The 21,397-nt window shown below is 45.9% G+C and carries 20 protein-coding genes and 1 tRNA gene; 14 read left to right on the top strand and 7 right to left on the bottom strand.

The annotated features are described in order from the left end of the window. Window positions 1-62: 62 nt before the first annotated feature. Entirely contained in the window at window positions 63-1,505 is a 1,443-nt protein-coding gene (locus PNUC_RS05665; RefSeq protein ID WP_011902926.1) for a sensor histidine kinase, read from the top strand. 111 nt (window positions 1,506-1,616) lie between these two features. Next, entirely contained in the window at window positions 1,617-3,722 is a 2,106-nt protein-coding gene (locus PNUC_RS05660) for an alkyl/aryl-sulfatase (RefSeq protein ID WP_011902925.1), read from the top strand. Between the two features lie 67 nt (window positions 3,723-3,789). On the opposite strand, the gene PNUC_RS05655 is transcribed toward PNUC_RS05660, so the two are convergent. The 4 genes from PNUC_RS05655 to rph all read right to left on the bottom strand — a co-directional run bounded on the left by PNUC_RS05655 (window position 3,790) and on the right by rph (window position 7,359). After that, window positions 3,790-4,728, bottom strand: a complete 939-nt coding sequence (locus PNUC_RS05655; protein ID WP_227717078.1) for a Bug family tripartite tricarboxylate transporter substrate binding protein — start codon at window positions 4,726-4,728, stop codon at window positions 3,790-3,792. 116 nt (window positions 4,729-4,844) lie between these two features. Beyond that, window positions 4,845-6,065 carry a radical SAM family heme chaperone HemW gene (hemW, locus tag PNUC_RS05650; protein WP_227717077.1) on the bottom strand — a complete coding sequence of 407 codons (1,221 nt, stop codon included), beginning with the start codon at window positions 6,063-6,065 and terminating at the stop codon, window positions 4,845-4,847. Next, complete coding sequence (gene rdgB / locus PNUC_RS05645; RefSeq protein WP_011902922.1) at window positions 6,016-6,606, bottom strand: RdgB/HAM1 family non-canonical purine NTP pyrophosphatase; 591 nt, start codon at window positions 6,604-6,606, stop codon at window positions 6,016-6,018. The genes hemW and rdgB overlap by 50 nt, the downstream gene beginning before the upstream one ends. Before the next feature lie 12 nt (window positions 6,607-6,618). Further along, the gene (gene rph, locus PNUC_RS05640) at window positions 6,619-7,359 is read right to left on the bottom strand and encodes a ribonuclease PH (protein WP_011902921.1); all 741 of its coding nucleotides are present in this window, start codon (window positions 7,357-7,359) and stop codon (window positions 6,619-6,621) included. Window positions 7,360-7,415: 56 nt separating this feature from the next. Between rph and PNUC_RS05635 the strand changes: the two genes are divergently transcribed. The 4 genes from PNUC_RS05635 to PNUC_RS05620 all read left to right on the top strand — a co-directional run bounded on the left by PNUC_RS05635 (window position 7,416) and on the right by PNUC_RS05620 (window position 11,663). After that, window positions 7,416-8,345 (top strand): YicC/YloC family endoribonuclease, encoded by a 930-nt coding sequence (locus tag PNUC_RS05635; protein WP_011902920.1) that lies wholly within the window; start codon window positions 7,416-7,418, stop codon window positions 8,343-8,345. Between the two features lie 16 nt (window positions 8,346-8,361). Further along, complete coding sequence (gene gmk, locus PNUC_RS05630) at window positions 8,362-9,000, top strand: guanylate kinase (RefSeq protein WP_011902919.1); 639 nt, start codon at window positions 8,362-8,364, stop codon at window positions 8,998-9,000. 44 nt (window positions 9,001-9,044) lie between these two features. Then, window positions 9,045-9,248, top strand: a complete 204-nt coding sequence (rpoZ, locus tag PNUC_RS05625) for a DNA-directed RNA polymerase subunit omega (protein ID WP_011902918.1) — start codon at window positions 9,045-9,047, stop codon at window positions 9,246-9,248. A 90-nt stretch (window positions 9,249-9,338) separates the two neighbouring features. Then, window positions 9,339-11,663: a RelA/SpoT family protein gene (locus PNUC_RS05620; RefSeq protein ID WP_011902917.1), complete on the top strand. Its 2,325-nt coding sequence runs from the start codon at window positions 9,339-9,341 to the stop codon at window positions 11,661-11,663. Window positions 11,664-11,675: 12 nt separating this feature from the next. Here PNUC_RS05620 and greB read toward each other — a convergent pair whose 3' ends face one another. Continuing rightward, entirely contained in the window at window positions 11,676-12,176 is a 501-nt protein-coding gene (gene greB / locus PNUC_RS05615; protein ID WP_011902916.1) for a transcription elongation factor GreB, read from the bottom strand. A gap of 18 nt (window positions 12,177-12,194) precedes the next feature. Between greB and PNUC_RS05610 the strand changes: the two genes are divergently transcribed. The 8 genes from PNUC_RS05610 to PNUC_RS05575 all read left to right on the top strand — a co-directional run bounded on the left by PNUC_RS05610 (window position 12,195) and on the right by PNUC_RS05575 (window position 20,193). Then, window positions 12,195-12,271 (top strand) — tRNA-Arg (locus PNUC_RS05610). 87 nt (window positions 12,272-12,358) lie between these two features. Then, a complete protein-coding gene (locus tag PNUC_RS05605; RefSeq protein WP_011902915.1) occupies window positions 12,359-13,540 on the top strand; it encodes an MlaE family ABC transporter permease in 1,182 nt (393 codons plus the stop codon). After that, the gene (locus tag PNUC_RS05600; RefSeq protein ID WP_011902914.1) at window positions 13,540-14,316 is read left to right on the top strand and encodes an ABC transporter ATP-binding protein; all 777 of its coding nucleotides are present in this window, start codon (window positions 13,540-13,542) and stop codon (window positions 14,314-14,316) included. Before PNUC_RS05605 ends, PNUC_RS05600 begins: the two co-directional genes overlap by 1 nt. After that, entirely contained in the window at window positions 14,313-15,242 is a 930-nt protein-coding gene (locus PNUC_RS05595; protein ID WP_011902913.1) for an MlaD family protein, read from the top strand. The genes PNUC_RS05600 and PNUC_RS05595 overlap by 4 nt, the downstream gene beginning before the upstream one ends. Next, on the top strand, window positions 15,239-15,865 hold the full coding sequence (locus PNUC_RS05590) for a PqiC family protein (RefSeq protein ID WP_011902912.1): 627 nt from the start codon (window positions 15,239-15,241) through the stop codon (window positions 15,863-15,865). The genes PNUC_RS05595 and PNUC_RS05590 overlap by 4 nt, the downstream gene beginning before the upstream one ends. Window positions 15,866-15,926: 61 nt before the next feature. Next, window positions 15,927-16,865, top strand: a complete 939-nt coding sequence (locus PNUC_RS05585; protein ID WP_048812255.1) for a tripartite tricarboxylate transporter substrate binding protein BugE — start codon at window positions 15,927-15,929, stop codon at window positions 16,863-16,865. A gap of 47 nt (window positions 16,866-16,912) precedes the next feature. Further along, the gene (locus tag PNUC_RS05580) at window positions 16,913-17,698 is read left to right on the top strand and encodes an SDR family oxidoreductase (RefSeq protein WP_011902910.1); all 786 of its coding nucleotides are present in this window, start codon (window positions 16,913-16,915) and stop codon (window positions 17,696-17,698) included. Further along, window positions 17,695-20,193, top strand: a complete 2,499-nt coding sequence (locus PNUC_RS05575) for an ABC transporter permease (protein ID WP_011902909.1) — start codon at window positions 17,695-17,697, stop codon at window positions 20,191-20,193. Before PNUC_RS05580 ends, PNUC_RS05575 begins: the two co-directional genes overlap by 4 nt. Window positions 20,194-20,210: 17 nt before the next feature. Here the strand turns inward: PNUC_RS05575 and PNUC_RS05570 are convergent, their stop codons facing one another. Together PNUC_RS05570 and PNUC_RS05565 are read right to left on the bottom strand one after the other, a co-directional pair. Then, window positions 20,211-20,747, bottom strand: coding sequence for an RDD family protein (locus PNUC_RS05570; protein WP_011902908.1), 537 nt, complete (start codon window positions 20,745-20,747; stop codon window positions 20,211-20,213). Between the two features lie 18 nt (window positions 20,748-20,765). Continuing rightward, a complete protein-coding gene (locus PNUC_RS05565; protein ID WP_011902907.1) occupies window positions 20,766-21,395 on the bottom strand; it encodes a DUF3106 domain-containing protein in 630 nt (209 codons plus the stop codon). Window positions 21,396-21,397 lie beyond the last annotated feature (2 nt).

Raw genomic sequence — 21,397 nt, 5'->3', positions numbered from 1 at the left:
CGTTACGCGACCAAAATAGAGGCTTTAAGCTATGCGCCTATAGTCGTTGTAGGATTAGCGTCATGAAGCTCATGCTTGCCATTTATTTCTTTATCTTGGCCATCATTCAGATGGGCCTTTTCTTTGGGATTTCTCACTACTACCGCTCGCAGAATTTAGTAAGGCCAAGTCCTTATTGGATGAATTCACTGTTGGTCAGTATTTTGGGTTTGATCATCTTTGGCGCAGGCATCGTGACGATCGAAGATGTCGCTAAACCTGAATTTAACTTCACTGTCGCCAATACGCTTTTGTATATCGCCATTGGACTACAAGCCATATTTTGTTATTCACTAAATCAGCCCATTTCGAAAATTCTTAAGATTGGCTTTTTTATATCTGCCATTCTTTTTCTAATCGTTTTTGAGTTTATGCGGGTCCATAGCACATTTGAGGTTCGCACAACATTCATGTGCATGGTAGCGAGCGTGTTTTATATCTGGCAGATACTTGAAATACGTCGTAAAAGAAAACAAATATTCTCTAATCAGCTTACGTATTTGCAGTATGCGAGTACGGCTGAATTATTTTTTGCGATAGGGCGGATGGCAATTCTTGTTGCCGGCACCTTCACTATTCGGCAAGTTGACCAAATCCCTCAATTCCTCATCTTATTTACCATTGCACAATTGGTAATGAATACGCTGTCCTATATTGCCATCGGGGGTTACTGGGCGGAACAAATCACTATTGCGAACGTTAAATCGCATCTGGAGAATGAGGAGATCAAGGCACTTCTTAAAGAGCGAGAGGCTCTGATAGGTTCGCTATTAAAAGCCAATAAGACTGCTAGTACGGGTGCTTTATCTGCCTCGATAGCGCATGAGCTCAATCAACCGCTTGGAGCGAGTAGTCTAAACATTCAGTTCTTGCAAAAGAAGCTGGCTGATGGTGACTTAGATCCAAGCGTTCAGTCAGAGATTTTGAATACATTATTAGTTGATAACAATCGTGCAGCGAACATCATTCGCTCTTTGCGCTCTATCTTTTCTGAGAAGCACGTCGTTAATTCAAAGGTAGATCTGAGTGATTTAATCGATACAGTTCTCGATATTACTAAGCCAGAGTGTATTGCAAGGAATATTCAAATCATACTTCGTCTACAGCCCGGCCTGATTTTGCAGGCCAATGCTGGAGAAATTCAGCAAGTGCTTTTAAACCTAGTCAACAATAGTATTCAGGCCTTAGAAAATTCTTCTCAAGGACATAAAAAGCTCACCATTGAAGGCGTTCATACCGAGGGTGGTATTCGGATTTCAGTCGCCGATAACGGTGACGGCATTACTACGGATACTCAGAGTCAGCTATTTGAATTGCTTTCTAGCAACAAACGGAATGGCATGGGATTGGGTCTCTGGTTATGCAAACACATCGTGACTCGCCATGGTGGCTCAATCTGGTTTGAGTCCAATCTAGGCGGTGGCGCCAAATTCCTTGTTCAGTTGCCCCTCAATACTCAGGGATAAGTAATGATTGGTTTAGCGATACATTAGCCTAAGGGCTAATTGCCATGTAGGATGGGGCTCATATCATTAGATTGAGATATCAAAGTGGCTTTTTTCGTCAGGACTAAATATATGAATTTTACTATTTCTAAAATGGCTTTTGCGGTTTCATTGATGGCTAGTAGCTTTGCTTTTGCTGCCGGTGGCGGGGGCGTAGTAGTTGATCCTGGCGCAATGGAGGGAAAGCACTTTGATCCTAAGGGGCAGGCCCCATCGAGCTACACCGTTGATCTACAGAATAATTTGCGCAAGACTCTCCCGTTTGAAGATAAGCGCGACTTTGAAGAATCTAAAAAGGGATTTATTGCTGCCCCAACATATAAGTCCATCATGGCCGATGCTGGGAATGTTGCATGGGATATGGGTAGTTATGATTTTCTGCTTCAAGGTAAAGACTTTGATAGCGTTCATCCATCCTTGCAGCGCCAAGCGATTCTCAATATGGGATACGGGCTGTACGAAGTTGTCCCCGAGAAAATCTATCAAGTGCGTGGGTTTGACTTAGCCAATATTAGCTTCATCAAAACAAACACAGGTTGGATCGTCTTTGATCCATTGACTGCGAAAGAGACAGCTCGGGCTGCCTTAGAGTTAGTCAATGAAAAATTAGGTAAGCGCCCTGTGGTTGCGGTGGTGTATTCCCATTCTCACGGGGATCACTTTGGCGGTGTTCGTGGTGTAGTGGATGAGGCAGACGTGAAAAGCGGCAAAGTCAAAGTCATAGCCCCGGTAGGCTTTATGGATCATGCCGTTGCTGAGAATGTCTATGCCGGTAATGCAATGACGCGTCGGATGTACTTTCAGTACGGCGTTTTATTACCCCGGAGCCCCTTTGGGCATGTGGACCAAGCGATTGGCAAGAATACCGCTGCAGGAAGCTTGGGATTAATTGAGCCCAATGTATACATCACTCAACCATTTGAAACCATGACGGTAGATGGGGTGGAAATGGAGTTCCAAAATACGCCTGGCACTGAGGCGCCTGCGGAAATGAATACCTACTTCCCGCAATTTAAAGCATTTTGGGCTGCTGAAAATATCACGGCAACGATTCATAACATCTATACCTTACGAGGCGCATTAGTGCGCGACTCATTGGCTTGGTCTAAAAATATTAACAACGCTTTATATCGGTATGGCACTCAGAGTGAAGTGATGTTTGCTTCGCATAGCTGGCCACGTTGGGGTAACGAACGCATTCAGGAGGTGATGCGTACACAACGTGATAGTTATGCTCATTTGCACAATGAAGTGTTGCACTTGGCAAACAATGGCGTCACCATTAATGAAATTCAGAATGTCTATAAGCAACCAGAGAGTTTAAAAACCCAGTGGGCTGCTCATAGCTATCATGGTTCTGAGGAACACAATAGCCGCGCCGTAATCAACCGCTATCTAGGTTATTGGGATGCCAATCCGGCAACCCTGGCGCCCCTATCACCAAGAGATTCTGCTCCTTTGTACGTTGAAATGATGGGTGGTTCGTCAAAGATCTTGGCGAAAGGACGACAGCTTTATAAACAAGGTAAATATCGCGAGGCGATGGAGATTGTCAATAAATTGGTTTACGCTCAACCCGACAATACTGCAGCCAAAGATTTACTTGCAGATATCTTTGAGCAAATTGGCTACCAAAAAGAGAGCGCAAGCATGCGTAATAGTTTTTTAGGGGCGGCGTATGAGTTGCGTCATGGAATGCCATCAGGAGCCTCTCCAAAATCCAATGGACCTGACATGATCAAGGCGATGACTACCGAGTTATGGCTTAACTCACTAGCAATTAGTATGGACAGTAAAAAAGCTACTGGCATGAATTTCGTTATCAATCTCGATACGCCTGATAACGGCGAAAAATTTGTAATTGAGATGAGTAACTCGACCTTAACGAATATCAAAGGTCAGCAAGCCAAGGATCCAACACTAACGATTACTCTGAATCGCAGTGATTTAGAGCAAGTCATGGGCGGTCAAACTACATTCGACAGGCTTTTGGCTGAAGGCAAAGTGAAGTTTGTTGGCGACCGTAAGGCCTTTGATCAACTGAAAGGTACCTTAACTGTCTTTAAGCCAGACTTTGAGCTCATGCCAGGCACCAAACCTAAGACTGCGCCTCAAGTTCAGAAAACAACTCGCGATCCATTTGAAGCGCAAGAGTTGGCCATTACTGCGGGTGAGTAGTAAGCGAGAGAATCCAATCTGCATCAATAAATAAGGTTCCTGTTTGGAGCCTTATTTATTTTCTGTTTTAGTTCAGGTCAACCTGCAGCTTGGCATCTTTCACCAACTTTGCCCATTGATTTCGATCTTTGACAATAAATTTACTGAAGGCCGCTGGGGTGCCGCCACCATCCTCTGCTCCCACATCAGCCATCTTGGCTTGCACTTCTGGCTTTCGTAAAATCGTATTGACGTCGGTATTAATCTTTTGCACAATTTTTGGGTCTAAGTTAGCTGGACCCATTAAGCCGTACCAAGCAGTAGCCTCAAATCCTACAAAACCGAGTTGATCCATGGTGGGGAGGTTGGGGTAGGCAGGAGAGCGTTTGGTGCGTGTTTGGGCCAAAGGAATGACTTTGCCACTTTGAATATGTGGTGTAGCAGCAGCCATAGTTTCAAAGGCATAGGTGATATGTCCTGCCATTAAATCCACGAGTACTGGACCGCTACCTTTATAGGGGATATGCAAGGCTTGGGTACCTGCCATATGCATGAATAATTCAAAGGCAAGATGTTGAGTGCTGCCGTTGCCTGCCGAGCCAAAAGTGACTTTGCCTGGATTTTGTTTCATATAGGCAACTAAATCTTTAACGTTCTTTGCAGGCGCATCTACGTTAGCTATCAAAATATTGGGCGTGATACCCAGCAAGACGATGGGTGTGAAATCCGTCGCTGCGTTATAGGACATTTTTTGCCCCAAAGCAGGAATGATGGACATGGCGTTCACATGCGCAAGTCCAAGCGTGTAACCATCAGGCGCTGACTTGGCTACTAGATCTGCTGCAATCGTACCGGCAGCGCCACCGCGGTTATCAACAATGACTTGCTGACCCCACATTTGAGATAAGTTGATTGCAATGACGCGGGCTACTGCATCAGAGCCGCCGCCTGGTGGGAAGCCAACAATCAGTTTGACCGGCTTATCGGGCCATACTTTAGATTGGGCAATTGAATTAAATGAAAGCAATAGGGTACTTATGAACACCATCACGCTGACAAGAAAAAGATGATGACGCCTAGAACAACAAGCTCTTTGAAACATGTTTGGTCTCCGAAACTATTTATTTTTGTATTGGTCTTACTTTAACTGAGAAATATTTCCTGCAGGTTGTTCAGATAGCGTAAACCCTGATCTGTAGCCTTTAGTTTGCTAGGATTTTCATCCAAGAGGCCTTTTTTGCAGGCCTCATTCAAGCCTTTGCTAATCGTGCTTAAAGGTAACCCTGTCCGCTCACTATAGGTATTGGTATCTACACCATCGCTTAAACGTAAGGTGTTGAGCATAAATTCAAAGGGGAGGTCTTTAGCTTCAATTTCACGAGATTCAATTAAGGCATTGCCTTTAGATTCCATCAACTGCATATACGTTTCTGGATGGCGTTCTCGCACTTGACGGGTAATCTTATTGGGATAGGAAATTTTTCCATGTGCACCTGCACCAATACCGATGTAATCCCCGAAGCGCCAGTAGTTCAGATTGTGTTTGCACTCTTGATCTTTCTTGGCATAAGCCGATATTTCATAACGCCGATAGCCTGCTTTAGACAGTAGATCTACATTTTGATCAAACATCGCATCAATCACTTCCTCGTTCGGAAGCTTGGGTGGAAAATTTGCAAAGTAAGTATTGGGCTCTAAGGTGAGGTTATATAAAGAAAGGTGGGGCGTATTAAAAGAGAGGGCTGTTTCAATATCAGTCTTGGCAGAATCCAGGTTTTGATTTGGTAGGCCATACATCAAATCGATATTGACTGATTTGAAGTGATCTAAGGCAATTTGCACTGCACGCTTAGCTTCCGCGCCATTGTGAATGCGACCTAGAGCCTTAAGTTGTTCATCTTGGAAGCTCTGAATACCTAGGGATACGCGATTAATCCCGCTTTTGGCAAACGCAGCAAATTTTTCAGCCTCAACTGATCCAGGATTGGCCTCCATAGTGATTTCAGCATCAGGCTCCAGATTAATGCGCGCACGAACCGCTGAAAGCAATTGATCCATACCTTCTGGTGAGAGCAGGCTAGGGGTGCCACCGCCGATAAAAACGCTATGGACTTGTCGCCCCCAAATATTAGGAAGCTCTGTTTCTAGATCTGCAATCAAGGCTTTGATATAGCGCGGCTCATCAAACCCATTGGTACTGCTTTTGGCATCCTTAATTTGATGGGAATTAAAATCGCAATAAGGACATTTCTTTTCACACCAGGGAAAGTGGATGTAAAGCGCTAACGGCGGTAACGCGCTAAGAGTAACTGGATTAAGCACGTGACTGAAGCTGAGTAATAAGTTCGCGTAAGGCTTGACCACGATGGCTGATTAAATTCTTTTGCGCTGGATCCATTTCAGCCGCTGTCATCTGAAGTTCTGGTAGGAAAAAGAACGGGTCGTAACCAAAGCCATGACTTCCTTTAGCTTCATCAATAATCTTGCCATACCAGCGTGTTTGCACAATGAGTGGCTCGGGATCATTCTCACTGCGAACCATCACTAAGGCGCAAACGTAATGCGCCTCTCGATCACTTTGCTCTTTTAATGCAGCAATGAGTTTTTGATTATTGGCAGCATCATCCCCTTGCTCACCGGCATAGCGGGCTGACAATACGCCAGGTTCACCATGAAGAGCATGGGCGCAAATGCCTGAATCATCGGCCAGAGCGGGAAGGCCGCTTGCAGCACTGGCGTGACGAGCCTTTGCTAAGGCGTTTTCAACAAAAGTGTAGTGCGGCTCTTCAGCCGAAGGAATGCCTAGTTCACCTTGTGGGATCACTTGGAAGTTCAAGGGGGCTAAGAGCGCCTGAAACTCCCTTACTTTGCCAGCGTTGTTAGAGGCTAGGACTAATTTCTTCATACAGATTGCTGCTTACTTTAAAGAATCAATTTGTAATTGAGTGAGCTCTTGAATGCCTTGTTCAGCTAAATCTAGTAGGGCATTTAATTCTGCTCTTGAAAAAGCAGCGCCCTCGGCCGTGCCTTGTACCTCGATCATGCCGCCTTTACCAGTCATCACGACATTCATATCGGTATCGCAGGAAGAATCTTCTGGGTAATCTAGATCCAGGACAGGTGCACCTTGGTAGATGCCCACAGAAATCGCGGCAACGCTATCAATGATGGGATCTTGAGTTAAGGCACCACTTTTAAGCAATTGATTCACGGCATCACGAGCGGCAACATAGGCACCGGTAATTGAAGCGGTACGTGTTCCACCGTCTGCTTGCAAAACATCGCAATCCAAATGGATGGTGCGCTCGCCAAGAGTTTTTAGATTAAATACACTACGCATTGCACGACCGATTAAACGTTGAATTTCTTGGGTACGACCAGATTGTTTGCCGCGTGCAGCTTCACGATCGCTGCGGGTATGTGTAGAGCGGGGAAGCATGCCGTATTCAGCGGTAACCCAACCTTCACCTGAACCTCTTTTGTGGGGCGGTACTTTATCTAGAATGCTGGCAGTGCAAAGAACCTTAGTGTCACCGAATGCAATTAAGACAGATCCTTCGGCATGTTTCGTAAAGGCTCTAGATATTGTCACGGGGCGCAAGTCTTTTGGTTTGCGTCCGCTTGGGCGGGTGATATTAGCTAAGTTTGGGCTGCTCATGAATGTTGGCCTTGAAATATGGTCTGAATGGTTAAGGATCAATCTACAATGTCCATATGATATCGAGCATGACTGGTTATGGCAGCGCTTCTCGCCAAGTCTCCCTAGGAGCTGGTGTAGTTGCTGATCTGCAGGTGGAATGTAGGGCTGTCAATAGCCGCTTTCTGGATTTGGGCTTCCGTCTTCCGGATGAGTGCCGTGGGGCTGAGCCCGCCATACGGGAAATGGCAACGCAAAGCCTTTCCCGAGGAAAAGTCGAGTTTAGGGCTGCTTGGAGGGTCAATAGCGGGGCAGCTGGCACAGCCAAAAGCAATCCGCATGCCTTAGGCGCCCTCAATAAAGATCGTCTAGATGCGCTCTATACCCTTCAAGAAAAAGCCCAAGAAGCTTTCCCAAAGGCAGTCGAATTAAGTATTGCCGAAGTCTTGCGTTGGCCTGGAGTAGTGTCTGAGCCACGCGGCGAAGAAGAAGGCTGGATTGCGGCTACAGTTGAAGCAGCTCGCGCAGCTTTAGCAGCGCTTACTGAAAGTCGTCACGCTGAGGGCAAAGCTCTGGTGGGTGTGCTCACTACGATTACCGGCAAGATGCGCGAGATTGTCAAAGTGATTGAACCCAAGGTTCCAGAGTATGTCGCTCAATATCAAGAAAAGTTAACTGAACGCCTAGCCGAAGCTCTGGCTGCTCAAGAGCAAGCAAAAGGCGGCGCAGAATTAATGGAACGTATTCGCCAAGAGGTTGTTCTGTACGCAGTACGGATCGATGTGGCAGAAGAGTTCGCGCGCTTGAAAACCCATCTACAAGCAGTAGATAACGCTCTAGCTGGCAAAGGTCCTGTCGGTAAGCGTTTAGATTTCTTAATGCAAGAGTTAAACCGTGAGGCCAATACTCTGAGCTCTAAATCTGTTTCCGAGGAATGTACGCAAGCTGCACTTGAGCTCAAGCTCTTAATTGAGCAAATGCGCGAGCAAGTACAAAACCTAGAGTAATGACGATAATTTAGCGATGAACGGTTCAAACTCCACTTCCTCTTATCAAGGCAGCATGTTGATGATTGTGGCTCCTTCGGGAGCAGGTAAATCCTCCTTGGTAAATGCTTTACTAAAAGAAGATGCAGGCCTGAAATTATCTCTTTCAACAACAACCCGAGCGCCTAGACCAGGTGAAATGGATGGAAAAGATTATCGTTTTGTTGCGCAAGATGAATTTGCCCAAGAACGCGATCAGGGTCATTTCTTAGAATGGGCAGAAGTTCATGGACATTTTTATGGCACCTCCAAGCCCTGGATTGAATCTCAAATGCAGTCAGGCAGCGACGTCATTTTAGAAATTGATTGGCAAGGTGCTCAACAGATTCGTAAACTCATTCCTTCAGTTCAATGGATTTTTATTTTTCCTCCCTCGATTGAGGCCCTAGAAGAGCGCCTGCGCAAGCGGGGGCAGGATGATGAAGCCACCATTCAAAGGCGGCTTGCAGCTGCCCATGTGGAGTTAACACATGCCCACGAAGCTGATTACATCGTAGTTAATGATTCTTTTGAGCAGGCTTTAGCAGATTTAAAGCACATTCTGGCTTCTAGTCGCCTTCGCTCAGGCCCCAGCATGGCCCGTAATCCAGCGCTTTTGAAGCGCCTCGGGGTCTAATCAGTTATCCTATAGGTATTGAAGCTAAATTAAGTGAGTCCAGCATGGCCCGTATTACTGTAGAAGATTGCCTTAAAACTATTCCTAATCGTTTTGAACTTGTATTGGCTGCGACTTATCGTGCTCGCCAATTGGTTCAAGGTCATTCGCCACGTGTTGAGTCCAGAGATAAAGCCACTGTTGTTGCTTTGCGTGAAGTGGCAGCTGGTGTAACCGACCGTGACATGTTGACCAAAGTACCTTTGTAATAGAGGAGTTCCGGTGTGGAGCTCCCATTTAGTGCGACCAAGACATCGGAATTAGTAGGAGGGGCCTCGTCCAAAGAGGCCTTCAATAAGGTGCAAACCGATCTGCTGGATTCTCAGTCAGACACTCCCGTCACCATCAATAAGTTAAGTGGTAAAAAATCGATCATTGCCGACTTATTAGCGCAATCGAGTCGCCATTTATTTGGGCCTACATCAAGCCCAACTCTCCCTTTAAAGCATCAAGTCGTTTCGATTGAGGGGCTTTTATCTAAGTTAACTTACCTCAAGCCTGAAGAAGTTGTTCAGATCAAAAAAGCATTTCAATTTTCAGATGCTGCGCATTTAGGCCAATATCGCCATAGTGGCGAGCCTTACATCACTCACCCAGTTGCCGTTGCTGAGCTCTGTGCCACATGGCGCCTAGATGCACCCTCCATCATGGCTGCCTTATTACATGATGTGATTGAAGATACAGGCTGCACTAAAGCCGATCTTGTTGAAAAGTTTGGTAACAAGGTTGCTGAACTGGTAGAAGGGCTCACTAAGCTCGATAAATTAGAGTTTCAGAGTCATGCTGAGGCGCAAGCAGAAAGCTTTCGCAAAATGTTTATGGCGATGGCACGAGATGTACGGGTGATATTGGTAAAGCTCGCTGATCGTACACACAATATGCGCACCTTAGATGCGGTGCCGATTGAAAAGCGCCGTAGAGTCGCCGCTGAAACCATTGAGATTTACGCACCCATTGCACACCGCCTGGGTCTGAATATTATTTACCGAGATTTGCAAGACCTTAGCTTCCGCTACTCAATGCCGATGCGTTTCCGAGTAATTGAGGGTGCGGTTAAGCGGGCGCGGGGTAATCGCAAGGAGATGATTGAAAAGATTTTGCAAGCATCTCGTATGGCATTTGCAAAAGCGAATCTTGATGTAGATCTGCGCGGCCGTGAAAAAACGCTGTTTAGTATTTACAACAAAATGCGTGCCAAACATTTGAGTTTTTCTCAAGTGTTGGATGTATACGCGTTTCGCGTTACGGTAGGCAGTATTGATGAGTGCTATCGGGCTCTAGGAATTCTGCATTCTCTCTACAAGCCGATGCCAGGTAAATTTAAAGATTACATTGCCATTCCCAAGTTGAATGGCTACCAGTCTTTACACACTACTTTATTAGGCCCCTCTGGTGTGCCTGTGGAATTTCAGATTCGCACTACTGATATGCATGCGATTGCCGAGGCGGGTGTAGCGGCTCACTGGGCCTATAAGGACGGCTCTCCAGATATGAGCGAGGTTCAAAACCGTGCACATCAATGGTTGCAATCCTTAATTGATATTCAAGACACCAGTGGAGACTCTCAAGAGTTCTTAGAGCACGTCAAGATTGATTTATTTCCAGATGCTGTTTATGTATTCACCCCAGCAGGCCAGATTAGAGCTTTGCCACGAGGCGCCACTGCACTTGATTTTGCTTATTCCATTCACAGTGATTTGGGTAATACCTGTGTGGCCGTAAAAATTAATGGCTTGCAGTTACCTTTGCGTAGTGAGTTAAAGAACGGCGACATTATTGAAGTGATTACCTCTGCAAATTCTCAACCCAACCCAGGTTGGCTGGCATTTGTGCGAACTGGTAAAGCCCGCGCCTCCATTCGGCACTCACTAAAAACAAAGCACTACTCAGAGTCGCTCCAATTAGGCGAACGCTTATTGGCCAATGCTTTGCGCCAACAAGGGGTAGATGCTGCATTGCTGACCCCAGAAATTTGGGAAAAGCTCATGCACTGGACGGGTGATAAAACCCGCGAGGAAGCCTGCGTCAATATCGCCTTGGGTCGTAGATCTCCTCAAGAGTTGGCTATTCGCCTCAAAATCTTGGTAGATGATGAGGATGGCGGCGAACAAATGCGTCTTGGCACTGGGGATTGGGTTGCTCCTCAGCAGGAAGGTCACCACCATCAGCGCCAAGCGATCTTAGTAGATGGGCGCGAAGGAAATTCCATTAGCTTCCAATCCTGCTGCCATCCTATTCCAGGTGACAACATTATTGGTTATCTCGGTAAAGGTGAGGGACTTCAGGTTCACGCTAATGATTGCCCTACAGCACTTCGCATGCTATCGAAAGATAGCGATAAATGGGTGGAGGTGGAGTGGGGCAAAGAACTTAATCGAGAATTTGAAGTTGATCTTGCAATTGATACGCGTCAAGGTAAGGGCGTATTGGCGCGAGTTGCTAGTAGCGTCACATCTGCAGACTCCAACATCATGAATGTTTCGATGGAAGATCGATTTAAAGAAGATTCTGTGACGATTCGTTTTACGATTCAGGTCTATGACCGTCTACATCTCTCTAAAGTGATGCGGAGCTTACGCACCAATCCAGATGTGATGCGTGTGACGCGAACTAGGGCCGGTTAATAGCAACCTCATTTAGAGGTATTGAACCTCTAATATCTCTATTTCCGTAGGTCCAGTCGGCGTTTGAATCTTGACGCAATCACCCAATCTTGCCTTGATCAGGGCTTTGGCGATGGGGGAAACCCAGCTGACATGATTTTTTTCTAAATCGACTTCATCAACACCAACAATCGTGATGGTAATTTCCTTGCCAGCATCGGCTCCCTTTAGTGGGGAATAGGTCACCGTAGCTCCAAAAAAGATCTGTTCAGCATCTTGATCCCCCGATTTTCGGGCTGAATTATCGACCACCACAGCAAATTCCAGGCGTTGATTCAGAAAGCGAATTCGGCGATCTATCTCCCGTAAGCGCTTTTTTCCATAAATATAGTCCCCATTTTCAGAGCGATCTCCATTAGAGGCAGCCCAGTGGACAACCTTGACAACCTCCGGTCTATCAAGGTTTAAGAGCTGTAAGAGCTCGGTTTTGATGCGCTCGTGACCAACGGGTGTGATGTAGTTCTTCTCTTCCATGGCATAATTATGGCTGTTGCGGCTGTAGCTCAGCTGGATAGAGTACTTGGCTACGAACCAAGGGGTCGTGGGTTCAATTCCTGCCAGCCGCACCAACTCATATGGGGCCTAGTTGAAAAACTGGGCCCTTTTTACTTTTAGCAATTCCATCGGCCCCTACAGAGATCCCTTATAGTTGCCCTATGAGTAATTCTGACACCATTTCCACTAATTCTGAGGCATCAATTGCTGCCTGGGGCAAGGTGGATGACACGCATGCAAATGTCACGTTAAATGGTGTTGTAAATGTGTATACGCTGGGTGGTGTATGGACGCAAGTGCGTGCAGCCCAGGATGCATGGCTACATTCAAGCTCTACGGTTAATAGTGCTGCTAAATCCCTTACTTGTGATGTCACCAAAGTCGAAACACTTGATGGTGCTGGAATCGCTTTCATCATTGCATTGCAAGAAGCACAAACTGTCGCCGGTGGTAATTTCGAATTGATAGGCTTAGCTGAGCGCTATCAGCCACTGTTAAAAGAATTTGATCCCATCTCAAATTTATTTCCAGCCCCTGTAGCGAAGCCACAAAGAGGTTTTGTGACCAATATAGGAATGGGTACTGCAAATTTAATAAAAGATAGCAAAGGTTTAATTACCTTTCTAGGTCATCTTGGCTCAGACCTTGTGTGGTCTGTTCGAAATTTAAAGCATGTTCGCTGGGGTGACTTTGTTAATGCAGCTGTAGAAGCTGGTATTAATGCTTTGCCAATTATTGGGTTGGTTGCCTTCTTAATTGGCGTAATTCTTTCATTTCAAGCTGCTATCGGGATGAAGCAGTTTGGCGCCGTGTCATTTGTTGGCCCGCTAGCTGCACTCGGCATCGTACGTGAGATGGGGCCTTTGATTACTGCTATTTTGCTAGCCGGCCGATCATCAGCAGCATTTGCTGCTGAGATTGGAACCATGACCGTCAATAGCGAGGTTGATGCCTTGGTTTCGGGCGGCTTAAGTCCAATGCGATTCTTGGTGGTACCCCGTGTTCTGGCTGGTATTTTGGTTGCCCCGATCCTAACGTTATTTGCCGACATCGTCAGTATCTTTGCATCCATGCTCACTATGTTGATTTATGGAATCCCTTTCATTAATTTTTATAACGGCATGCTCTCCGCAGTCGATGTTGAAGATGTCACGTCGGGATTAATTAAGGCCACCTTATTTGGTGTAGTTGTTTCAGCGGTAGGCTGTCTGCGGGGTATGCAAACTGGAAACGGGGCAGCAGCAGTTGGTATTTCTGCAACTCGTGCCGTGGTTAGCAGCATCGTGATGATCGTGATTGTTGACGGAATATTCGCTTTCATTTCTTATAAGACGGGCTTCTAATGAGTGAAGTGAATAACACCACCTGCGCGATTGACGTCCAAAACCTGACAGTTGGCTATGGATCTAACGTCTTAATGCAAAACCTCAATTTCACTGTTAATAATGGTGAAATCTTTGTCATCTTGGGTGGCTCAGGTTGCGGTAAATCTAGCCTTTTGAAGAATTTATTTGGTTTGTATCAACCTTTGTCGGGTGATGTGCTCATAGAAGGTCAAAACATCACCACCGCTCAAGGCCCCGCACGCCAAAAAATTATGACGAGTTTTGGTGTCATGTATCAGCAGGGTGCTTTATTTGGTTCGATGAATTTGTTGGATAACGTAACCTTGTTTATGCAGGAGTACACCCAGCTTACTCAGACGCAGATGAATTTATTGGCGCGTTGTAAGCTTGATCTGGTTGGCTTGTTGCCTTATGAGTCTTATATGCCTAGCGAAATTAGTGGCGGCATGCAAAAACGCGCAGCGATTGCACGCGCGATGGCCTTAGATCCTAAGATATTGTTCTTGGATGAGCCTTCAGCAGGTCTTGACCCGATTACCTCGGCCGATCTAGATAGCACCATCATAGATCTATCAAAAAATTTAGGGATTACCTTTGTCATTGTGTCGCATGAATTGGCAAGTATCTATGCCATCGCAGACAAAGTCATTATGTTGGACAAGCAAGCTAAAGGCATTATTGCTGAAGGAGACCCCAAAGTGTTACGTGATACCAGCAAAGATCCTCGAGTGCATCAATTTTTCAATCGCATTATGAGCAAGGACGCGGCATGAGTAATAACTCAAACCCAAACTATTTTCGCTTAGGCGTATTTGTACTGGCTGCAATCGGCGTCTTGATTGCCGTGATTCTGATTTTTGGATCGGGACAATTCTTTAAAAAATCGTTCACGATAGAAACGTATCTCAAGCAATCTGTAACAGGTTTAGATGCTGGTGCGGCAGTTCGGTTCAGGGGGGTCAAGATTGGCCAGGTCACTCAGATTGCTTTGACTGGCGATATTTATGAAACAAATATGCCATTTGATCAACGTCGCCAGTATGTTTTAGTGCGGATGCAAATTTATGGCGATAAAGTGGGTCAAGAGCAGATTGCAGATTTCGTTGAAAATAATTTGCGTGCCCGCATCAAATCACAGGGGATTACTGGCGTCAGTTATGTGGAGTTTGATTTTGTATCTAGTGCGCACGATTATCCGCAATTACCTTATAGCTGGAAGCCTGATTACCCCGTAATTCCATCGCTACCCAATCAGACGGATGAAATTATCGCTGGGATTCAAAAGCTTATTGGCGCGCTTAACCAAATGAATATTGATGGCTCCGTGAAAAAGATGGACCTAGTACTGGATAACCTCAATGTCATGATGGCTGGCAACGGTAAAGATAACCAAGGCGTAATTCAGACCGTCAAGGAATTGAATGTCATCTTAACTAGAGTTAATAACGTGACCGATAAGGGCGAGTTGAAAGCGTTAATGGATCAATTGGTGGCTGCGACTACTTCATTGCGTCAAACAATTACCAGTGTTCAAGGCGATACCACTTTGACTATGGATAACATCAAGCAGGCTAGTGAGAATTTAAATGAATTTAGCCGCATTATTAGCCAGTCTCCATCGAGTTTGATATGGAGCGAGCCTCCACCTAAGATTGCACCAGCGAATCAAGCTACAGGCCAGACTGGGGCGCAGAAATGATGAAGCGCATTCTATTGATCGCCGCTATTCTGGGATTGTCTGCCTGTACTTTGCCAACGCGTCCACCTGTGAGTCCTGCAGCATGGATGGTTAATCCCGAAAGAGCTGGCCCTCCAAGGCAAGAACGTACAGATATTTGGTTAAAGATTGGTTCAGTATCAGTTGCACCTCCATTTGACGGCAAGTCTCTGGTTTACCGAACAGGGGACCAGCGTTATGAAAAGGATTTTTATAACGTCTATGCCGTTATCCCCGCAGAGATGTTTGGGAATGCCGAACGTCAGTGGATGAATAAGGCCAATATTTTTTCTGCCACTGTCGGGCAGAGTAATAGCTTCTTTCCTTATTACTATTTACAGGCCTCTATTGAGGAGTTCTATGGAGACTATCGATCTAAGCCTGAAGCAGTGGTTAGCGTCGAGTTTTTCTTAAGCGCAACTAGTGGTGCAAAAGTAAACCCCCTGATTGGTGCAAATCGATACACCAAGCGCATATTACTTAAAGACAATACCCCTGAAGCACTGGTACTGGGTCAGCAGCAAGCCTTAGCTGAAATCTTCCAAGAATATGAAATGCAACTTTATAAATATGCCGGCAATCTGCCAAAACCTTTAGGACAGTAAGATGATCAATCAATCGCGGGGCTACAAGATATTCACCAAGACTGCTTTAGTTGTTTGTCTCATGCTTGGGCTTGGGGCCATCTCTATAGCTCACGCAGATGGATTTCCCAGTAAACCGATTCGCTTGATTGTGCCGTTCGCCCCCGGGGGAAGCACAGACATCATCGCGCGTTCTGTTGGGGATGCTTTGGGTCGTCAATTAGGACAACCTGTCATTGTGGAGAACAAGGCAGGTGGGGGCGGCTCCATAGGCGCCTTAGAGGTCATGCGTGCACCTAAAGATGGTTACACCATTGGGATGGCCACTGTATCTACTACAGCTGCCAATCCTGCGATCAATCCAAAGATTGGTTATGACCCAATCACTGATTTCACAGCAATTAGCAATATTGCAGCTACGCCAAACATCATTGCAGTAAACCCATCATTTCCTGCAAAAGATTTCAAGACCTTTATGGAGGTGCTCAAGGCTAATCCTGGAAAGTATTCGTACTCTAGCTCAGGTACAGGTGGTATTGGCCACTTGCAAACAGAGCTTTTTAAAAGCCTGACTGGTGTTTATATCGTCCACATTCCTTATCGTGGCGCCGGCCCTGCATTGGCAGATACGGTAGGCGGACAAGTTTCCATGATTTTTGATAACCTGCCTTCATCTCTGCCATTCATCAAGGATGGTAAGTTGGTGCCGATTGTGGTTGCTGCGCCAAAGCGTCTAGCTCAGCTACCTAATGTTCCGACCTTTACCGAAGTCGGTTTAGCCCCAGTCAATCGGATGGCGTATTACGGCCTTCTCGGTCCAGCTGGGTTGCCAAAAGATGTGGTTGATAAATATTACGCAGCTTTGCAAAAGGCGGTGACTGATCCGGCAGTTAAAAAGCGCATTGATGAAACTGGCTCTTTGATTAATGTTAACGGCCCAGAAGCATTCGCAAAAGAAATTAAAGCGGAGTACACGGTTTATAAAGAAGTGGTGGCTAAGCAAAAATTACAGCTGGATTAAGCAGTGAATAGCAAAAAACAAAAAAGATAAAAATAGGTGGGAATAACATGGATTTAGGAATTCAAGGAAAAGTAGCTCTAGTAATGGCTTCAAGTCGTGGCTTAGGTCAAGCGATGGCAGTTTCATTGGCTCGCGAAGGTGTCAAGGTAGCGGTAACAGGGCGTAATGCAGAGGGTCTGCAGAAATCTGTTGAGTTGATCGAGGCAGCTGGTGGAAAGGCTTTGGCTTTATCTTGGGATCTATCAGACCCTACGGTGATAGATGGCCTGGTTACCAGGGTGGAAAATGAATTGGGTCCAATTGATATTCTTATTAACAATACTGGCGGCCCTCCACCTACACCAGCGGTAGGTCAAGATCCTGCACTTTGGCAAAAAAGTTTTAATGACATGGTGCTTTCATTAATCGCTATTACAGATCGAGTAATTCCTGGTATGCGTCAGCGTCACTGGGGCCGCATTATCACTAGCACCACTTCTGGCGCGGTCGCTCCTATTAAGAACTTAGCAATTTCCAATACCTTGCGGGCTGCCTTGTTAGCTTGGTCAAAAACACTCTCTAGCGAAGTGGCTGCAGATGGAATTACTGTGAATGTCATCATGCCTGGTAGGGTGGCGACAGATCGCTTGCGTCAGCTGGATGAAGCGCGCGCTAAACGAGAGAGCATCAGCTATGAAGAGGTAATTAAGGCGAGCCTGAGCCAGATTCCGATGGGTCGTTACGGAGATCCTCGTGAATATGGCGATGCCGCGGCATTCTTGGCTAGTCAGAATGCTTCTTTTATTACTGGCACTGTCATGCGTGTTGATGGTGGTCAGATACAGGCCATTTGATTTCCTTTTTATTAGACCTCTTTAAGGGGTTAAGGCAGGACCTTCGCTCTAAAGAGCTATTGAGTCTATTGCTTGCCCTTGTTTTATCGGTAAGCGCATTAAGTAGCGTAAGTTACTTGGCTGATCGCATGCATCGCGCATTCGAGTTTGATGCGCGCCAATTACTCGCTGCCGATTTATTAATTGCCTCTGATCAGCCATTGCCCCCAGAGTTTTTACAAGAGGCGATAAAGAGTCATCTTGAGATAGCGCAAACCGTAGTCTTTCCCAGTATGGCTAGTAGTGGGGGTGTTAGTAAACTCGCATCCATAAAAGCGGTCAGCTCCTCTTATCCTCTAAGGGGTTCTTTGGAAGTTTCTACGGGGCAAAGTTCATTACAAAATAACGCCATATCAAATACAGGGCCAGCTTGTGGAACGGTCCTGGTTGATGCAGCCTTATTAAGTAGTTTGCATTCCAAGATTGGCGATTCAATTCGCTTGGGCGGTCAACAGTTTGTGATCGCTGGAATCTTGACGCGCGAATTAGATCGTGGCGCTGGGTTTATGAATTTCGCGCCACGTCTGATGATGTGCATAGATGACTTAGCCTCCACAGATTTAATTGGGCTTGGTAGTAGAGTCACCTATCGATTCTTGGTGGCTGGCCCAGACAGCATCATGTCAACATATCAACAGTGGGCAACCCGTTATATTGAATCTCAAGCCTTACATGGTCTTCGCGTTGAAACTATTGAAAATGCGCAGCCAACGATGCGCAAAACTTTAGATAGAGCCGAACAATTTCTCTCTTTAGTCTCTATTTTGACGGCTATGGTTGCTGCCGTAGCAATTGCCTTATCAGCGCGCCGCTATATGCATAAGCAGGCAGATACATGCGCGGCATTGAAATGCTTTGGGGCAACTAAAGCGGTTATTTTAAAAAGACAAGCTCAAACGCTACTAGCGCTTGGCGCAGTCGCGGCAGTGATAGGTTCTGCCTTGGGATATTTGGCGCAACTTTTCTTAACTTGGTTATTAGGTAATCTGATCCCCGGAAATTTACCGGCTATATCGGCTTGGCCTTTTTTTTGGAGCATTTTATTTACCTGTTTCCTATTATTGGCTTTTGCTGGGCCCCCCATTTTGAGTTTGGTGAATGTCTCACCCATTCGCTTAATTAGAAAAGATTTCAAGTTCAACACGCTTTCCACGCTATGGTTGGTAATCTTGGGCTCTTCTTGCTGCGCGCTATTAATTTGGGTAGCAGCGCAGGACCTTAAACTCACGCTTTGGGTTCTAGGTGGATTTGTTGGGGCTATTCTGATCTTTTCAGCCAGCGCTAGTTTTATTCTGTGGTTATTGAATCGCTGGCAAACACAGCACTTTGCAGTGCGCTTTGCTCTGACTGCCATGGCGCGTAGATCAGGATTTGCCATTTTGCAAATCACGGCCTTGGGCATCGCTTTAATGGCTCTTTTGATGATCTTGCTATTGCGTCAAGACCTGCTCAGCTCATGGCAAAGCACGATTCCACCTGATGCGCCAAATCGTTTCATGATTAATATTCAGAGCGATCAAAAAGTAGGTATTAGTGAGCAATTAGAAACCTCAGGAGTTTCTAAGCCTAATTTTTACCCTATGGTGCGCGGCCGTCTAATTGAAATTAATAGTCGCGATATTTCGCCATCAAATTATTCTGATGAAAATGCAAAACGATTAATTGATCGTGAATTTAATTTGTCTTACACAGCCCAATTACCTCCAGGTAATCGAATTCTTTCAGGGGACTGGATAGAAGGGGACAAACCCCAAATTTCCATGGAAAGTGGAATTGCGAAAACGCTTAAGCTAAAACTCGGTGATCAACTGACCTTTGAGGTTGCGGGTGAGAAAGTAAACGCACCAATTACTTCATTACGCAAACTGGATTGGGGTTCCATGCGTGTGAACTTTTTCGTTATTATGCCGCCTGCACAACTGAGTCAATTGCCGCAATCCTGGATTACCTCTTACTACCAAAGTCCAAAGCAAGAATCACTAGATTTTGAGTTAAGCCAGACCTATCCTAACTTGACGATTGTTGACGTATCTGCATCCCTGCAGCAGATTCAGGAAGTGATTAATAAGCTTTCTGCTGCTTTAGGGCTACTGTTTGCATTTACGATTCTTGCCGCAATTTTGGTGATGAGCTCTGCTATTGCTGCTACTCAAGATGATCGCTATAAAAATGCCGCCTTGTTGAAAGCTCTGGGGGCTTCGCGCAAAGTGTTGGCACAGATTGCCAGAGTAGAACTGCTGTTGATTGGCTCCTTAGCCGGATTATTAGCTGGCCTAGCTTCTGGAGTGGCCGTGTGGGCGCTTGGCCGCTTTGTCATGGAAATCGAGTTTCACGCTTTTGGGGAGGCGATCTTGATGGGGGTTGGCTTTGGTGTCACGGCATCCTTGTTGGCTGGATATCGTTTTCAGGGGCAAATACAAAAAGCAACCGCAATCGAGTGTTTGCGAGAGGCCTAGAATGACCTGAGAGCCTGCTACGAGAGCTTAACTAAGTTCTTGGGTAGCTCGACAAGGCGAGACCCTGCAAGACGATCAGGAAGGCTTTGTCGGAGCGCGGGGCTGCAGCGATCTAAATAAATACTCAAAGGCCAACAAAAGAGTGCCACCGCAAAAAGCATTTCAATGATTTGCCACTTCTCCAAATGAAATATCCATTGCAAGAGAACACAAGGAATAAGCCAGAGCGAACCATAGATGTAACGCCATAGTGCTTGACGTTTAGTGATGTTAAGTCCTCCGGCACCAATAATCCGGACGCGCCAAGTTTGCATTGCTAGTGTCTGGCCTGGTTTAGTCCAATACCAAACAAAGTAAATTGCCAGTACGCCATAAAGATAAAGAAACGTCAGCCAGCTTGGAAGAGAAATTCCAAACAAAATTCCAAGAAACAAGTTCGGAACTAAAAAAGTTAATGCAATGACGCCAAGCAGGACTAATTGCTCGTAGAGGGTGTATGACACACGTCTCCAGAACGAAGGTGCTGGCAAATCATTGAGTTCTGCTGGAGACATTAACTACTAAATGAATGATTAATAAGGATTACCTGAGGCTTCAGCGGCTGGTGCGCTAGGGGCACTCACGTTTTCTGCAGGCAGACTTCTCGGTCTAGGTGCAGGAGAAAGGGGTGTTGTCTTCTCATTGATGGTGTGCTGCTGAAGAGTCGGTGCGTTCGTGGCGGTAGGTTTTCTTTTGGCCTCTTGGTCAGCCAACTTTTTCTTTTGCTCATCACTTAATTTCTGATAAGCGCTCCAAGCCTCCGCTTTTTTCTCGGGAGGAAACTTAAGGCTACTTAAATAATTTTCACGCGCAATCCGACGGTCTTTTTGCGATAAGTTAGACCAGCTTGTCATGCGCGATTGCAGACGTTCTTGATCTTGTGCGCTCATCTTTGGATAGATGTTGGCTATGTGGATCCATTTTTTGCGACTATCCGGGATCATGTATTCCCAGTCGCTCTCGAGAGGCGCAAGTACTTTTTGCTGTGAAGGACTCAGGCTTTCCCAAGTTCCATCAGGTTTCTTTTCTGGGATGGCTGTAGATTTGCTATGAGCAGCACCTCCTGAAGATTGTGCAAAAGCAGTGTTCGAAACGACTCCAGCGGCATTAATTGCCAAAACCATAACAGGCATAGCAATAAGCGACTTAATCGAGCGCTGCATGA

This window comes from Polynucleobacter asymbioticus QLW-P1DMWA-1 (assembly GCF_000016345.1).
GTDB lineage: Bacteria > Pseudomonadota > Gammaproteobacteria > Burkholderiales > Burkholderiaceae > Polynucleobacter > Polynucleobacter asymbioticus.
Note: the sequence above shows the minus strand (reverse complement) of the source record. Positions and strands in the feature narration are given on the sequence as shown.

Excerpts from the sequence above, each read along its gene's own strand:
- rdgB (WP_011902922.1), bottom strand. The coding sequence starts at position 6,606 with ATGAAGAAATTAGTCCTAGCCTCTAACAACGCTGGCAAAGTAAGGGAG.
- PNUC_RS05590 (WP_011902912.1), top strand. The coding sequence starts at position 15,239 with ATGATGAAGCGCATTCTATTGATCGCCGCTATTCTGGGATTGTCTGCC.
- PNUC_RS05570 (WP_011902908.1), bottom strand. The coding sequence starts at position 20,747 with ATGTCTCCAGCAGAACTCAATGATTTGCCAGCACCTTCGTTCTGGAGA.
- PNUC_RS05660 (WP_011902925.1), top strand. The coding sequence starts at position 1,617 with ATGAATTTTACTATTTCTAAAATGGCTTTTGCGGTTTCATTGATGGCT.
- greB (WP_011902916.1), bottom strand. The coding sequence starts at position 12,176 with ATGGAAGAGAAGAACTACATCACACCCGTTGGTCACGAGCGCATCAAA.
- PNUC_RS05595 (WP_011902913.1), top strand. The coding sequence starts at position 14,313 with ATGAGTAATAACTCAAACCCAAACTATTTTCGCTTAGGCGTATTTGTA.
- gmk (WP_011902919.1), top strand. The coding sequence starts at position 8,362 with ATGAACGGTTCAAACTCCACTTCCTCTTATCAAGGCAGCATGTTGATG.
- rpoZ (WP_011902918.1), top strand. The coding sequence starts at position 9,045 with ATGGCCCGTATTACTGTAGAAGATTGCCTTAAAACTATTCCTAATCGT.
- PNUC_RS05580 (WP_011902910.1), top strand. The coding sequence starts at position 16,913 with ATGGATTTAGGAATTCAAGGAAAAGTAGCTCTAGTAATGGCTTCAAGT.
- PNUC_RS05605 (WP_011902915.1), top strand. The coding sequence starts at position 12,359 with ATGAGTAATTCTGACACCATTTCCACTAATTCTGAGGCATCAATTGCT.
- PNUC_RS05635 (WP_011902920.1), top strand. The coding sequence starts at position 7,416 with ATGATATCGAGCATGACTGGTTATGGCAGCGCTTCTCGCCAAGTCTCC.
- PNUC_RS05665 (WP_011902926.1), top strand. The coding sequence starts at position 63 with ATGAAGCTCATGCTTGCCATTTATTTCTTTATCTTGGCCATCATTCAG.
- rph (WP_011902921.1), bottom strand. The coding sequence starts at position 7,359 with ATGAGCAGCCCAAACTTAGCTAATATCACCCGCCCAAGCGGACGCAAA.
- PNUC_RS05565 (WP_011902907.1), bottom strand. The coding sequence starts at position 21,395 with ATGCAGCGCTCGATTAAGTCGCTTATTGCTATGCCTGTTATGGTTTTG.
- PNUC_RS05600 (WP_011902914.1), top strand. The coding sequence starts at position 13,540 with ATGAGTGAAGTGAATAACACCACCTGCGCGATTGACGTCCAAAACCTG.
- PNUC_RS05585 (WP_048812255.1), top strand. The coding sequence starts at position 15,927 with ATGCTTGGGCTTGGGGCCATCTCTATAGCTCACGCAGATGGATTTCCC.